We start from the raw sequence: 14320 nt of genomic DNA on the forward strand, positions 1-14320 counted from the left end.
CGGTGAACCGTCTACGCAGCCCGGGTACTCAGGTCAATATGATCGTCAACGAGGAGGGCAGGGCCGTGTTGCCGGCGATTCCCCGGGCGGCTTCGGCGGATTTGGTGGCTGAAATCTTGAACGGGGACGTACGTGTGCATCTGCTGGATAATCGCGGGGTGCACATAATGGTGTCGAAGCCGCAGCGTTTGGTTACTGATGCGCAGGCGCAGGTGTTGATTGCGTTGTGGAACTACCAGTGTGCGATGCCGGGCTGTAATCATTCGCGGTTTATTCAGTTTCATCACATCAAGGCGCATTGTGATGGTGGGAAGACGGCGGTGTGGAACTTGATCCCGGTCTGTTCGGCTTGTCACGCGTTGATTACTTTGGGCATCGTCACAGTGGAGATTGATCACAAGCGGCCTGGCCGGATTAATTTCGAGTTTCCTGCTGGGTTGCGGTTTGCCTCAGATAATCGAAGTTTGCCGATGCGTATTGAAGATGCCTCATTCGTGCCAATCGAGCTTCCGGAAGAAATAGACAGCTTCGATGACGACGCACTACCCGCACTCAGTTAAAACTAAAGCGCTGCTGAGGCGGGAGCCGCTCGTGGCAGCCGCCTTCCATCGCCAACTGCTACGCAACCGCAAACTCCACGTGATCACCGGGAAAGAGCTTCCGGCGATCCCCGTTGACCTCCACGGTCACAGGGTTTTTGGCGTCGTCTTCCACGCGCACCTCGACCCGCTCGTGGGCGGCCTTCACCTGCACCGGGCAACCGCGGTAGTAGATGCGAAAAGCCACGTTGTCGACGGCGTCGGGAAGCGCCGGACGCAGACGCAGCACCCGCCCGCGCACGCTCATGCCGGCGAGGCAGCGCTGCACGTAGTCGACGGTGCCGGCCATCACGCCGGTGTGGATGCCCTCGGCGGTCGAGGAGCCGGCCTCGTTGTCGATGTCCGCCTCGAGTGCCTGCTGGTACAGCGGCCACGCCTCGTTCGGCGAGTAGCCGTTGATCGCCCACGCGTAGACGATCTGGCTGAGCATCGAGCCATCCGAGGTGCGCTCGCGGTAGTAGCTGATCGTGCGCTGGATGGCACCCTCGTCGAGCGAGTATCCCATGTGGTCCAGGATGTCGGCGAGCTCGTCGGGTGCGAAGACGTAGAAGAGCATCGCTACATCGGCCTGCTTCGAGACCTTGTAGTTGTTCGGCGAATCCCCCTCGGCGGCCAGGATCAGATCGAGCCGGCCGATGTTGCCGTACTTCTCGCGGTAGCCTTCCCAGTCGAACTCTTCAAGGTCCTCGTAGCCGTCGAACTGGCTGAGCACGCCGTCGTCGTGGAAGACGAGGCGCAGGTTGCGGGAGACGTCGTCAAGCCGGCGCAGATCCTCGTCGGTGAGGTTCAAATGAGCGCGCAGCACGGCGGCGTCGACGTCGTCGAGGTAGTCGTAGATCTCCAGCGCCTTCGTCATCACCCACGAGGCGAGCACGTTGTTATACGCGTTATCGGTCAGACCCTCACCGGGTGCCGAAGGGTAGCCATCGTGGAACTCATCCGGCCCCATCGTGTGGTGCACCGAGTACCGCCCAGTCGCCGCGTCATACGTGGCCATCGAGGCATACCCGCGCGCGGCGTCGAGGATGAGCTCGGCACCGACATCACGCATGAAAATCCCGTCGTGCGTGAACTGGAAATAGCGCCACACGCTCAGTGCGACCTCGAGGCCCACGTGGCGCTGGTGGTGCGAGTTATCCGGCATCCAGGCGTCCATCCGCGGGTTATACAGCACCGGCGGGGTCTCTTCGCATCCCGACGAGCCCGACTGCCACGGGAAGATCGCCCCACGAAAGCCCAGCTCGGAGGCAAGCGCGCGGGCCATAGGCAGGCGGCGGTGGCGGTAGCGCAGCAGCGCGCGGGTGAGCTCGGGGCGCCGGGAGGTCAGCAGCGGGTAGACGAACTGCTCGTCCCAGAAGATGTGCCCGCGATAGCCCTCGGCGGTCAGCCCGCGGGCGGGCAGGCCGGCGTCCATGCCGGAATCCACCTTCACGATCGACTGCAGAATGTGGAAGGAGTTCACCCGTAGCGCGAGCGCGTCGGTACGCCCCGCGGGCAGCGAGGTGTCATAGACCTGCCAGATCGCCGACCACATGAGCGAGTGCTGACGCTTGAGCGCCGCGAACTCGCCGAGCTGCTCGAGCTCCCAGCACACCTGCAGCTCCGGGGTCGACTGCGCCCGATCACGCGAGGAGAACACCGCGGCGATCTTCTCGATCGACACCGGCTCATGCGGATACACCGCGGCCGTGTAGTCATGGCCATGGAGCTCGCCCTCGGAAAACGGCGTGCCCTCGCCGAGCCCGTCGGTGCGCGCGGCGATGCTGATGGCGATGTCGGACTGGTTGGTGCGGGTGTTCACAAGGGTGGTGTGCTTATCGACGTGCCTACCCTGCGCCCGAGTCAAATGCCGGGTGGTCAGCGCGCGGTCGTCGGCGACATTGCGGTTTTCGACGGCCCCGTTAATCGCCGAGCGCACCGACACCTCGCCCTGCCAGTTCTCCGGGGCGATGACGATCCGCAAAGCGGCGGCGTGTTTGCGGTGGATCGAGGTCATCTGCTCGATGAGGATGCGGGTGCGACGCCCGTTGTCCGCCCGCACGCGCAGAAAGCGCCGCGACAACCCGGCCCGGAGATCGAGCTCGAGGCGGGAGTCGAGGATATTCGCGGTCGTCGGCATGAGCTGGGCGCCCTTATCGTCGAAGACCCGCAGGTAGGTCCAGTCCGGGATGTTGGGCACGTGCTCGGATTCCAGGACCAGGCCCGCGCTGTCGGTGAGATCGCTGTGCACGCGGTTGAACACGCCCGCCAGATACGAGCCGGGGTAGTGGGTGCCGTTGTCGACGGTGCCCGGCAGGTTCGCGCGCGTGCCCCAGTAGCCGTTCGCGGTGGAAAACAGGGTCTCCAGATCGCTGAGCTTGTCGGTGTTCATCCCGTCGATGGCGAACACAGTCGAGCGCGGGGTGTCGTGCTTTTCGGAGAAGCCGAACGCGAAGTCGATCTCCGAGACGTCGGCGAGGACGCGGTCGGCGCCGGCGTCGAAAAGCCCCTGGGCGACATCCGGGTCACCGTCGGAGCGATCGACGCCGATGACCAGCCCGTACTTCGCGGCAAACGCGGCGCGCACCCCGGAGCGGGCGTCTTCGAGCGCGATGCACTGGGCGGCGCGGACATTGAGGCGCTCGGCGGCCAGCAAGAAAGAATCCGGCGCCGGCTTGCCGGTGATCTTCTCGTTGATGATGTCGTGGCCGTCCACGCGGACGTCGAAAAGCTTCTCCAACCCCGCCGCTTGGAGGATGCGCTCGGCGTTGCGGGAGGAGGTGACCAGGGCCGTCGGCAAGCCGGCCTCGCGGGCACGCTTAACCAGATGCACCGCGTCGTCGAAGACCTGCACCCCCGATTCCTCGAGCGCCTTTTCGAAGTAGCCCTGCTTCTGATCGCCCAACGCGGTGATCTCGTCATCGCTGAGCTCCACCCCGCGCGACGCCATGAACGCGTGCACGGCGTCCTCGCGGGTGCGGCCGTCGGCATACGCGAGATAATCGGTGGAGATGTCGAACTTCTCGGCGTCAGGGGCCAACTTCGCGAGCGCATCGTCGAACATCTGCTTCCACGCCTCAGCATGCACGGCGGCGGTATGAGTGATCACACCGTCCATATCGCACACAAGCGCGGCGGGAGTGGGGAGGGTGCTCATGAAGGATCCTCGTCGTCGGAAACTGGAAAGCGCTGCCCACTCTAATGGCAACGAGGCGATAGAGTAGGAGGCTATGAGCCAGTCGACCTCCCCGGGCAGGGTGCCAGCCCCGCGCGCGAAAGGCGGCAAACCCGCCAGCGACAACCCCGTACTCCAAGCGCTCGGCGCCCAACTGGCGCAACGACGCCGCGACGCCGGGCGGCTCCAACAAGAAGTCGCCGACACCGCCGGGGTCTCCCGCTCGACACTGCACACTATCGAACGCGGCGGCGAGGGAGTGCGCTGGGAAAAAGTGCTCGCCGTGGCGAAAACCCTGGGCTTAAGCCCACAGTTCGTGGAGAGCGCGCCTGATTCTTTGGCGGACGGCTAGGGAAGCTCTGGGCCCTCGGGGTTCTCCGGGTTATCGTCCGGGCGGCGCTCTTTACGGCGGCGTTGTTCCGCCTCCCGCTGCGCGCGCTCCCGGGCTTCCTTCTCGCGGCGTTCCTTAAAGCGCTGCTTGTCGATGTTCCACAAAAACTCCTCATCATCATCCGGCCCCTTGATAGCCGGCGGTTCGGCGTTGTTGCGGCTCTTCCAACTCGACGGGCCGAAGGCCTTCCACAACAGCCAGATCGCGACGATGATCAACACCAACAGCAGAATGCGTCCCATGCATATCCCTCCTCGGTGCCAGGATACGTGGTTAGGGTTTCGAACTTTCGGTTGACTAGGGTGGAGCACTGTGAGTGAGCAGCAATCGAATCGCCCGCCCGAGCCCGACCCCGAGGCCCGCAAGCGCGCCAACCGCGCCGCACTGAAATACGGAGCGGCACGCCTGGGGCTGTTTCTCGGGCTCACGATCGTGATCCAATTGCTGGCCCTGCTGATCGGCGCGCCCGTCCCGCTGGTCATGTCCGCGCTGTTTGCCCTGCTCATCGCCTTCCCGCTGTCGATGCTGGTGTTCTCCGGGCTGCGCCAGGACGCGACCGCGGCGGTGGCGGAGTGGTCGCGGCAACGCCGCGAGCACAAGCAGTGGATCCGCAACGAGCTCTCGCAGCGGTAGGGGGCTGTTCGGTCTGGGGCGGTTCTGGTTTGGGCCGTTCTGGGGTCTGGCCTGGGTCCGGTAGCTCTGCTGGTCGCGGCGTGTTGTGCTGGCACTTTGGTGCCTGAGGTTTGCTGAGCGTGCGTTGGGGTGATGTTGCGCTATCGCTGGTCGAAATGAGGAGCATCTAAAGGAGTGCTGGTTTCGACCTCGTGGGACTCCTTTCGGGCCGACTCCTTTCGACCGGGCGTGCTAACGCCATACCGTTGTATGGCTGCTAGGGTGCCTGGCGTTCTGTAGGTCCGCTTTTCGGTGCGGGTCCGCGTTGCTGCTGCACAAACCCTTAAAGGAAGATGCTTGAGGGACGCGCCCTTCAAGGTTTTGCGTTGGTAGATGGCCTGATTTGCCGTCCTACAAGGTTCTTCCTTTAAGCATTTGTGTTTGAACGTCCCAGAGGGGCCCATGGAACTGACCGAAACCAGGCCTGGGCCCCGCATCCGCATAGCGCGCTATCGCTGGTCGAAATGAGGGGCATCTAAAGGAGTGCTGATTTCGACCCCGCGAGACCCCTTTAGGGGTGACTGAATTCGTTGAAGCGGAAGCGCACTAAGGCCTACGTTCGAGCGCGCTCCCGGAAACGCAGAGCGAAACCCTCCTGACCAGCGCAAACGCCCCAGGACCAGAACCAGACCAGAACCAGCCCAGAACCACCCCAGAACGCCAACCCCTACCGCCCGAACAGGAACGCGACCGCGAGCATCGCGGGCAGCGAGAGGAACGTGGTCAGAAAGACGGTGTCACGGGCGATGATTTCGCCGCGTCGGTAGGTGGCGGCGTAGTTGTAGACGTTCTGGGCGGTCGGCAAGGCGGACAGGATCACCGCCGCGTACATGAAGTCGCCGTCGATGCCCAGAACCAGGCAGCACAGCCAGGCGATAACCGGCATGCCCGCGACCTTCAGTGCCGTCGAGGTGATCACGGCCGGGCGGTCCGGTACGGAGCTCAGCACGCCGCCGACGGTCAGGGAGGCACCGAAGCTCATGAGGATCATCGGGATGGAAGCCCCGCCGAGGATGCGGATGGGCTCCAAAACGGGTTCGGGCACCCGCCAGCCCATCAGGGCGACAGCCAGCCCCGCGAACGAGGCCACCACCACCGGCGAGATCAACGCATTGCGCACCGACAACGTCACCGCCCGTCTGCGCGAGCCGTGGGCGACCGAGTCCTGGTCGGAGCCGAGAAACGCCAGGATGATCGGGGTGAACACTGCCATCTGCATCAGGAGGGTGGGGATGACGTGGGTGGCCTCGCCGAGGACGTAGATGGACACGGGGAGGCCTATATTCACCGAGTTGAAGTAGCTGGAGGCGGCGGCGCCCATGGTTGTGGTGGGGACGTCGCGTCGAAAAGCGAGGTTCGACGCCGCCACGTACAACCCTGCCGTCAGTGTCGTGGCCAGCGCCACCACCAGCACCACCGGGGAGAAGAAGTGCTGCGGGTCGGAGCCGACGACCGAGGAGAAGATCAGCGCCGGGGTGCAGGCATAGAACGCGACCCGGTTGAACATGAGGCGCGTCTCGCCCTTGGGGATGATCCCGCGGCGCGAGAGCAGCCAGCCGGTAGCGATGACGGCGAAGATGATCGCAAAGCCGGTGATGACATCGAGCATCTCAGCCTCCCAGCAGGAACATGACCGCGGCCGTCACCAGCGCCCACACCAGCATCGCCCGGCCGTTGGATCCGAGTACCGGGATGAGCTCGGCACCCGAGGCGGCGGAGTTCATCCGCCGGATCCCCGGCAGCGTCAAAGGCAGCGCCACCAGGCCGAGCAGCAGCCACGGCGAGGAGAAGGCGAACAGGACAGAAACCACGAAGGGCACGAGCGTCAGTGAGCTGAAGAGGAGGCGGGAGGGGCCGTCGCCGAGCGTGACTGCCAGCGTGATCTTGCCGGTGGCCCGGTCGGAGGGGATGTCGCGGATGTTGTTGGCGAGGTTCACGCTCGCGGAGATCGCGCCGATGGCGACGGCCGCCGCGAAGCCCACCCACGTCACCGTGCCGGCCTGCGTGTACTGGGTGCCCATGACCGCGACGAGGCCGAAGAAGATGAAGACCGCCACCTCGCCGAGGCCGCGGTAACCATAGGGATTCTTGCCGCCGGTGTAGAACCAGGCGCCGGCGATGCACACCGCACCAACCAGAATGAACCACCACGCCGAAAACAGCGAGAGCACGATGCCGGCGATACCGGCGACGGCGAAGGCGGAAAACGCCGCGTACTTCACGTGCTCCGGGCGGGCGAGGCCGCCGCCGGTCAGGCGCGCAGGTCCCGAGCGGTCCTCGTCGGTGCCGCGGATGCCGTCGGAGTAGTCGTTGGCGTAGTTGACGCCGATGATCAACGCCCAGGCGACGATGAACGCGAGGATGGCTTGCGGTAGCTGGAAACCGCCGGCATAAGCGGCGGTGCCGCTGCCGACGATCACGGGTGCGAAGGCATTCGCCCAGGTGTGCGGGCGTGCGCCTGCGATCCAGTCGGCGGCGGTGGCGGGGTACTTTTCGGCGGCGGACATGTCGGTATTGTCCCTCATGAGAAAAATCGGCGCTGCGTGGGCCTGGGCTCTCAGCGAAACCGCTAGGGTGAGAGGAATCTTCCAGGAGGTGATGGTGAGGCGTGTGGGTTGATTATGTCGTCAAGCAAGTGGCCACCGCTGTGCCCAATTTCCTGCGCTCGCTGCCGCTGATGCTCGATAATCGGCTCTCGCGCCGTCGGATCCCGCAGTCCTCGCCCGAGGACGTCATCATCTCGCTGACCAGCCACGGCGTCCGCCTGCGGCACGTCCACTTGACCATCGAGTCGATCGCGCGCGGCAACACCACCGCCCCGATCGTGCTGTGGCTCGACGACTGCGACTACGACTCGGAGTGGCCGCCGCAGCTGCGCCGCCTCGTCGAGCGCGGCCTGCAGATCAAGCGTTCCGACGGCCGCTTCGGCCCCCACACCAAATACTGGTGCACGTTCCGCGAGGTCGAGGGCACCGGCCGCCGCGTGGTCACCGTGGATGATGACATGATCTATCCCGAGTGGTTCCTCGAGCGCCTGCTGTTCATCGCGCAGCTGCGCTCGGATTGTGTCGTCGCCTACCGCGCGCACCGCATCGAGCTGCGCGACGGCGCGCTCTTGCCCTATCGCAAGTGGACGCCCGCGAACACCTCGGACGCGTCTTTCCTGCACTTCGCCACCGGGGTCTCCGGAGTGTATTACCCGGCGGCGTTTGTCACGCACACCGTCGCCCAGGGCGAGCGTTTCCTCGAGGTCAGCCCGCGCGCCGACGACGTCTGGCTCCACCTCATGGCCTTACGCTCCGGGCATCGGGTGCGCCAGGTCTTCAGCCGCCCGCGCAGCTTCGCGGTCAACCCGCCGGCGCAGCGCGACGCGCTCGTGCACGGCAATACCATGGGCGGCGGCAACGACGAGCAGATCGGCCGGGCCTACAGCGACGCCGACGTCGAGAGGCTCTGCGCCATCGCGAAAGAGGAGGATTAGATGATCGGTTTCGGAACCACCCAGCTCGTAGAGCACGCGGCGGCGGATGCGCCGCGTCGCGAAGACATGATCGCCCTGCTGCGCACCGCCGCCGCGGAGGGCGCGGCGATCATCGACACCGCCGAGGTGATCGGGCCCTATACCGTCGAAAAGCTCATCGGCGACGCCCTCGGTGACTGCGAGGTGCCGGTGGCCACGAAGTTCGGCTGGAACATCGTTCCCGAGGGCGGCTCCGACGGGCTGAACTCGCGCCCGGAGCACATCCGCGAGGTCGCGCACGCCTCGCTGCGCCGCCTGCAACGCGAGCGCATCGACGTCTTCTACCAGCACCGCGTCGACCCTGAGGTGCCCATCGAGGACGTCGCTGGCACGGCGAAGGAGCTTATCGACGAAGGCCTCATCGCCTCCTTCGGCCTCTCCGAAGCCGCGCCCGAAACCATCCGCCGGGCCCATGCCGAATGCCCGGTCGGCTACGTGGAAAGCGAGTACTCGCTGTGGGAGCGCGGCGTCGAAGACGAGATCCTGCCCCTGTGCCGCGAGCTGGGCATCCGCTTCGTGGCCTTCAGCCCGCTGGGGAAGGGCTTCTTCGCCGGCGGCAAGGCGAACGCCGAGTCCTCCTCGCCGCGGCTGCACCCGCAGAACTGGGAGGCCAACCAGCGCCTGCTCGAGCCGGTGCGCGAGATCGCGCAGGCACACGACGCCTCGAGCGCCCAGATCGCGCTCGCGTGGCTGGTGGCCAAGGACGTGGTGCCGATTCCAGGCACCACGAACGTCGAGCGCCTGCGCGCCAACCTCGCCGCCGCCCAGCTGAACTTGAGTGCGGAGGAGATCGCCCGCCTCGACGGGTTCGTCGACGACGGCGTCGCCGGCGCGCGCTACACCGACAAGCACCTAGGCTTCATCGACGGCTAGGCTTCAAAAAGCTTCGCGACGGCCCGCCGATCCACCTTCCCCGGGCCCGTCACAGGCAGCTTATCGAGATGGCGCACATCCTTCGGGACCTGCCAGCGGGGGAGGTGGGCGAGACCGTCGAGAAGCTCGGGGATCTCCGCCGTGCCGGTGTAGGCGGCGACGATCGCCTGACCGAAGCGGGGATGGGGGATGCCGACGACGCAGGCGTTGGCCACGCCGTCGATAAGCATCATCTCCCGCTCCAAGACCTCCGGGTGGAGCTTCATCCCGCCGGAGGTGATCACCGCGTCGAGGCGGCCGGTGACCACGAGGCGCTGGTCGCGGATTTCGCCGCCGTCGGAGGTCGCGAACCAGCCGGGCTCTGCGAAGGCCTCGTGGCCCGGGAGGTTGCGGTAGCCGTGGGCGATGGTGGCGCCGCCGAGGTGGATGCGCCCGCCGCGCACGCGCACCCTGGTATGCGCCAGGGGGCGGCCGTCGTAGACGCAGCCGCCGGCAGTTTCCGACGACCCATACGTCGTCACCACATTGATGCCCAGCTTTTCGGCTGCGCTTAAGAGCTTCGGGTCGGTCGCCGCCCCGCCGACGAGTACGGCATCGAAGCTGCGCAGCGCATCGATGCCGGCTAAGGTCTCCATCGCCTTATTAAGCTGCAGGGGCGCCAGCGAGGTGTAGATGCGATCGCCCGTGGCGCTGAGGCGCGCAGCTGCGTCGGCGAAGGCGTCGATGTGAAAGCCCTGCGAGACGTCCAGGCAGAGGGGCTCGGTGCCGGCGACGAGCGAGCGCACCAGCACCTGGATGCCCGCGATGTGGTGCGCCGGCATCGCCAACAGCCACTGGCCCGTGCCACCGAGGCGCTGGTGCGTATCGTCGGCGCTTGTCACCAGGTTTTCCGGGGTCAGCTGCGCGCCCTTCGGGGTGCCGGTGGAGCCGGAGGTAGCCACAACGAGGGCCACGGCGTCGTCGATAGGCTCGCCGGCGCGCTGGGAGTGGCGCAGGAGCTCGGTGCGCGTGGAATCGAACGCCGGGACCGGCAGGTAGGTGTGCCGCCCGCCGATCGCCTCCTCCAAGGCGGGCAGGACCGCGCCGGGGTCGTGCGGGTCGACGGGCAGGATGTCCAAGTGACGGCTCATAAACCCTGAATGTAGCGGCTTGCGCTGGAGTAGCATACTTGCGCATGGTGAAAGAAATACTGCGCGTGGCCTTCGCGGTGGTCGGTGTGATCGTCGGCGCCGGCTTCGCATCCGGGCAAGAGATTATCCAGTACTACGTGGGATTCGGCATCCCGGGGCTGTGGGCGGTGGTGATCTCGGCCATCGTGATGAGCCTGATCACCATGATCATCTTGCAGCTCGCGTCCTACTTCCGCGCCTCGGAGCACGGGGAGGTCTTCGACCACGTCAGCCACCCGATCTTTTCGAAGGTGCTGGACATCGGGGTCATTGTCACGCTCTTTTCGACGGGCTTCGTCATGTTCGCCGGCGGCGGCGCCAACCTCGAGCAGCAGTGGGGCCTGCCGGTCTGGGTGGGCGCGCTGTTGACGGTGGTGCTCGTGGTGTGCGCGGGGCTTCTCGACGTCCACAAGGTCACCACCGTCATCGGTTCCATCACGCCGTTCATCATCGCGTTTATCGTCCTGGCTTCGCTGTATGTGGTGTTCTTCGTCGACCACGCGCCCGTCGCGGAGCTCGATCGCACGGCCCGGGAGATCGGCTCGCCGCTGCCGCACTGGACGGTCGCGGCCGTCAACTACGTGGGCTTCAACCTCATGGTGGCGGTGAGCATGGCGATTGTCATCGGCGGCACGATGTTCAACCCGCGGGTCGCCGGGCGCGGCGGCTTCCTCGGCGGGCTTTTGTTTACCGGGCTGCTCGCGGTCAGCGCGGTCACGCTCTTCTTGGCGATCGACACCGTCGGCGACGATGAGCTGCCCATGCTCAGCCTCATCGACTCCATCCACCCGGTGCTCGGCCAGATCATGGCGGTGGTGGTCTACGGCATGATCTTCAACACTGCACTCGGCATGTTCTACGCGCTGGGCAAAAGGCTCTCGGCCGGGCGCCCGCAGCTGTTCTTCCCGATCTACCTGGCCACCGTGCTCGTCGGCTTCGGCCTGTCGTTTTTCGGCTTCACGACGCTCGTCGGCTACGTCTACCCCGTTCTCGGCTACTTAGGCCTGGTCCTTATCGCCGTGATGATCGTGGCCTGGGTGCGTCGCTATCGCTACATCGCCAGCGAATCCGACCGGCGCCTGCGCCTCGTCGACTTCTGGCGCGCCGGGCGCGAAGACGAGTTCCGCACCGAAAGCCACGGCTCCAACTTGAGCGCCGACCAGATCCGGGCCGGTATCGACGAGAGCTAGCGGCTAGTAGTAGTAGGGGAACTCATCCCAGTTGGGCGCCCGCTTCTCCAAAAACGCCTCCTTGCCCTCCACGGCCTCATCGGTCATGTACGCCAGGCGAGTGGCCTCGCCGGCGAAGAGCTGCTGGCCCATGAGGCCATCGTCGGTGAGGTTGAACGCGAACTTCAGCATGCGCTGGGCGGTCGGCGACTTGCCGTTGATCTCGCGGGCCATCGCGATCGCCTCTGTTTCGATCTCGCCGTGATCAGCGACGACGTTGACCGCGCCCATCCGCTGCATCGTCTCGGCGTCGTAGGTGCGGCCCAAGAAGAAGATCTCGCGGGCGAACTTCTGGCCGACCATCTTCGCCAGATACGCCGAGCCATACCCGGCATCAAAGGATCCGACATCCGCGTCGGTCTGCTTGAAGCGCGCCTCCTGCCGGGAGGCCACGGTCAGGTCGCAGACCACATGCAGGGAGTGCCCACCGCCCGCGGCCCAGCCGCCGACGACCGCGATGACGACCTTCGGCATCGTGCGGATTAGACGCTGGACCTCCAGGATGTGCAGGCGGCCGCCCTCGGCCTTGGTGCGCGCCTCGTCGATGCCGGAGGCGTCGGCGGTGGCGTCGTCATGCTCGTGCTCCCGGGCGTACTGATACCCCGAGCGGCCCCGAATGCGCTGGTCGCCGCCGGAGCAGAACGCCCAGCCGCCGTCCTTCTGGCTCGGCCCGTTGCCGGTGAGCAACACGGTGCCGACGGAAGGATCCCGCCGCGCATGATCCAGCGCCCGGTAGAGCTCATCCACCGTGTGCGGGCGGAAAGCGTTGCGAACCTCGGGACGGTCGAAGGCGATGCGGACGGTGCCGTCGGCGCGCGAGGTGCCGACGTGGCGGTGATACGTCAGATCAGTCAGATCCTCGAAGCCCTCGACCGGCGTCCACTGGGACGGGTCGAAGGGCTGTGCAGTGCTGTAGCTCATGCACTCCGAGTGTAGGTGGGATGTTTGGGTGAGTTGTTCGGGGTGGTGGTTGCATATTGCGTGAGCGCTGGTCGAAAGGAGGGGCATCTAAAGGAGTGCTGAATTCGACCTCGTGGGACTCGTTTCTATGAGGGTGAATTCGACCGGGCGCACGAAAGCGATACCGTTGTATTGCTGTTAGGGTGCCTGGCGTTCTGGAGGTCCGCCTTTTGGTGTGGGTTGGCGTTGTTGATGTGCAAACCCTTGAAGGAAGATGCTTGAAGGGCGCGTCCTTCAAGGCTCTTCCTTCAAGCATTTGTGTTCGAGTGTTGTGGGGTGGGCGTGAAGCTGGCTGTGGTCGGGGCCGGGTGCCCTGATTTGCATAGAGCGCTATCGCTGGCCGAAAGCAGGGCCATAGAAAGGAGTCCTGGTTTCGACCGCGCGGGACTCGTTTAGGGGCACCTCCTTTCGACCCGGCGTGCGAAAGCTGTAGCGATGCATGTTCGGCGGGAGCGTTCCGGTCTCCCAGCGCGCTTTTCGGCACGGATCCGAGTTGCTGCCGTCCCGAAACCAGGGCCGGGCACCCCTGTCCGCATGCCGCGCTATCGCTGGTCGAAAGCAGGGCCATAGAAAGGAGTCTCGCGCGGTCGAAAGGGCGCGTCCTTTCGACTGGCTGCTTTCGAAAAGCGCAAACGCACCATGAACCAACAGTCCGAAACCACCCGCGAAACCACCCGCGAAACCAGCCCACCACCCACACCCGCCTACACTCGAGACCCATGCAGCGTGTGGATATCCCTTCGGTCACCGAGATCCTCGAGCGCGCCTATGTCGTCTCGCTACCGATGGCGGTGCGTTTCCGGGGCGTCGATAGGCGAGAGGCCCTGCTCATCGACGGCCCCGCCGGCTGGGGCGAGTTCTCCCCGTTTCTGGAATACGACGCGCAGGAGTCCGCGGCGTGGCTGGCCTCCGGCATCGAGTCCGCCTTCACTGGCCTGCCCGCGCCGCGCCGCGAGAAAGTCGAGGTCAACGGCACCGTGCCTGCCGTCGAACCGGAGAAAGTCCCCGAGGTCCTCGCGCGCTTCGAGGGCGTGCGCACCTTCAAGGTCAAAGTCGCCGAGAAAGGCGACAGCCTCGACGATGATGTCGCCCGCATCGCGGTCGTACGTAAAGCCGCGCCGAAGGCCACGATCCGCGCTGACGCCAACCGGGGATACACCGTGGAGCAGGCGATCGAGGCCGCCCAGAGGTTCGGCCCGTTGGATTATTTGGAGCAGCCCGTGCGGACGGTCGATGAGCTGTATGAGGTGCGCATGCGCCTGCAGCGCGCCGGGGTGTTCTGCCGTATTGCTGCGGATGAGTCGATACGTAAGGCGGAGGATCCTTTGGAGGTGGCGCGTCGGCAGGCGGCGGACGTGGCCGTCGTCAAGGTGGCGCCGCTGGCTGGGCCGCGCCGCACCTTGGAGATCGCCGCACAACTGCACGCCCGGCACATGGATGTGACGGTCTCGTCGGAGTTGGGCACGGCGGTCGGGATCAATGCGGGGATCGCTACCGTCGCCGCCTTGCCCGGCTTTGAAGACGACGACGGCATCGCCGTCACCCCGAACGCCGCCGGGCTCGGCACGCAGCGCCTCTTCGAAGAGGACGTCACCGGCGAGCGTCCGCTCATCGACGGCCACTTCGACGCCCGGCCGCTCGAGCCTGATCCCGCCCGCCTCGAGGAGCTCGCCGCCGACGCGAAGCGCAAGGACTGGTGGTTCGAACGCCTCCAATGGGCATACGAATACTTATAGGTCTATACTGGCCGAAA

The 14320-nt window shown here is 65.6% G+C and carries 13 protein-coding genes; 7 read left to right on the forward strand and 6 right to left on the reverse strand.

All coding sequences use genetic code 11. The features are described 5' to 3' along the window. Window positions 1-38 precede the first annotated feature (38 nt). Window positions 39-560 (forward strand): HNH endonuclease signature motif containing protein, encoded by a 522-nt coding sequence (locus tag C3B44_RS01485; RefSeq protein WP_158268607.1) that lies wholly within the window; start codon window positions 39-41, stop codon window positions 558-560. A gap of 58 nt (window positions 561-618) precedes the next feature. On the opposite strand, the gene C3B44_RS01490 is transcribed toward C3B44_RS01485, so the two are convergent. Continuing rightward, complete coding sequence (locus C3B44_RS01490) at window positions 619-3735, reverse strand: beta-phosphoglucomutase family hydrolase (protein WP_108430798.1); 3117 nt, start codon at window positions 3733-3735, stop codon at window positions 619-621. A 73-nt stretch (window positions 3736-3808) separates the two neighbouring features. Between C3B44_RS01490 and C3B44_RS01495 the strand changes: the two genes are divergently transcribed. Next, a complete protein-coding gene (locus C3B44_RS01495) occupies window positions 3809-4105 on the forward strand; it encodes a helix-turn-helix domain-containing protein (RefSeq protein ID WP_235840341.1) in 297 nt (98 codons plus the stop codon). Here C3B44_RS01495 and C3B44_RS01500 read toward each other — a convergent pair. Next, a complete protein-coding gene (locus C3B44_RS01500) occupies window positions 4102-4386 on the reverse strand; it encodes a hypothetical protein (RefSeq protein ID WP_108430799.1) in 285 nt (94 codons plus the stop codon). The two genes, C3B44_RS01495 and C3B44_RS01500, sit on opposite strands and share 4 nt — an antisense overlap. Before the next feature lie 70 nt (window positions 4387-4456). On the opposite strand from C3B44_RS01500, the gene C3B44_RS01505 reads away from it, so the two are divergent. Next, a complete protein-coding gene (locus C3B44_RS01505; RefSeq protein ID WP_108430800.1) occupies window positions 4457-4777 on the forward strand; it encodes a DUF4229 domain-containing protein in 321 nt (106 codons plus the stop codon). Between the two features lie 706 nt (window positions 4778-5483). Here the strand turns inward: C3B44_RS01505 and C3B44_RS01510 are convergent. Both C3B44_RS01510 and C3B44_RS01515 read right to left on the reverse strand, forming a co-directional pair. Then, a complete protein-coding gene (locus tag C3B44_RS01510) occupies window positions 5484-6425 on the reverse strand; it encodes an AEC family transporter (RefSeq protein ID WP_108430801.1) in 942 nt (313 codons plus the stop codon). A 1-nt stretch (window position 6426) separates the two neighbouring features. Further along, window positions 6427-7323, reverse strand: coding sequence for a 1,4-dihydroxy-2-naphthoate polyprenyltransferase (locus C3B44_RS01515; RefSeq protein WP_108430802.1), 897 nt, complete (start codon window positions 7321-7323; stop codon window positions 6427-6429). A gap of 101 nt (window positions 7324-7424) precedes the next feature. On the opposite strand from C3B44_RS01515, the gene C3B44_RS01520 reads away from it, so the two are divergent. Both C3B44_RS01520 and C3B44_RS01525 read left to right on the forward strand, forming a co-directional pair. Then, entirely contained in the window at window positions 7425-8297 is an 873-nt protein-coding gene (locus tag C3B44_RS01520; RefSeq protein WP_108430803.1) for a glycosyltransferase, read from the forward strand. Next, window positions 8298-9209, forward strand: coding sequence for an aldo/keto reductase (locus tag C3B44_RS01525; RefSeq protein WP_108430804.1), 912 nt, complete (start codon window positions 8298-8300; stop codon window positions 9207-9209). Here C3B44_RS01525 and menE read toward each other — a convergent pair. Next, a complete protein-coding gene (menE, locus tag C3B44_RS01530; protein ID WP_108430805.1) occupies window positions 9206-10339 on the reverse strand; it encodes an o-succinylbenzoate--CoA ligase in 1134 nt (377 codons plus the stop codon). The genes C3B44_RS01525 and menE overlap by 4 nt on opposite strands. A 44-nt stretch (window positions 10340-10383) precedes the next feature. Here menE and C3B44_RS01535 point away from each other — a divergent pair, with 44 nt between their 5' ends. Continuing rightward, complete coding sequence (locus tag C3B44_RS01535) at window positions 10384-11568, forward strand: YkvI family membrane protein (RefSeq protein WP_108430806.1); 1185 nt, start codon at window positions 10384-10386, stop codon at window positions 11566-11568. A 3-nt stretch (window positions 11569-11571) separates the two neighbouring features. Here the strand turns inward: C3B44_RS01535 and C3B44_RS01540 are convergent, their stop codons facing one another. Next, window positions 11572-12528 (reverse strand): 1,4-dihydroxy-2-naphthoyl-CoA synthase, encoded by a 957-nt coding sequence (locus C3B44_RS01540; protein ID WP_108430807.1) that lies wholly within the window; start codon window positions 12526-12528, stop codon window positions 11572-11574. 767 nt (window positions 12529-13295) lie between these two features. Here C3B44_RS01540 and C3B44_RS01545 point away from each other — a divergent pair. Further along, window positions 13296-14303 (forward strand): o-succinylbenzoate synthase, encoded by a 1008-nt coding sequence (locus C3B44_RS01545; protein WP_199222376.1) that lies wholly within the window; start codon window positions 13296-13298, stop codon window positions 14301-14303. The last annotated feature ends 17 nt before the right edge of the window (window positions 14304-14320 follow it).

This window comes from Corynebacterium yudongzhengii, assembly GCF_003065405.1.
GTDB classification, from domain to species: Bacteria; Actinomycetota; Actinomycetes; order Mycobacteriales; family Mycobacteriaceae; genus Corynebacterium; species Corynebacterium yudongzhengii.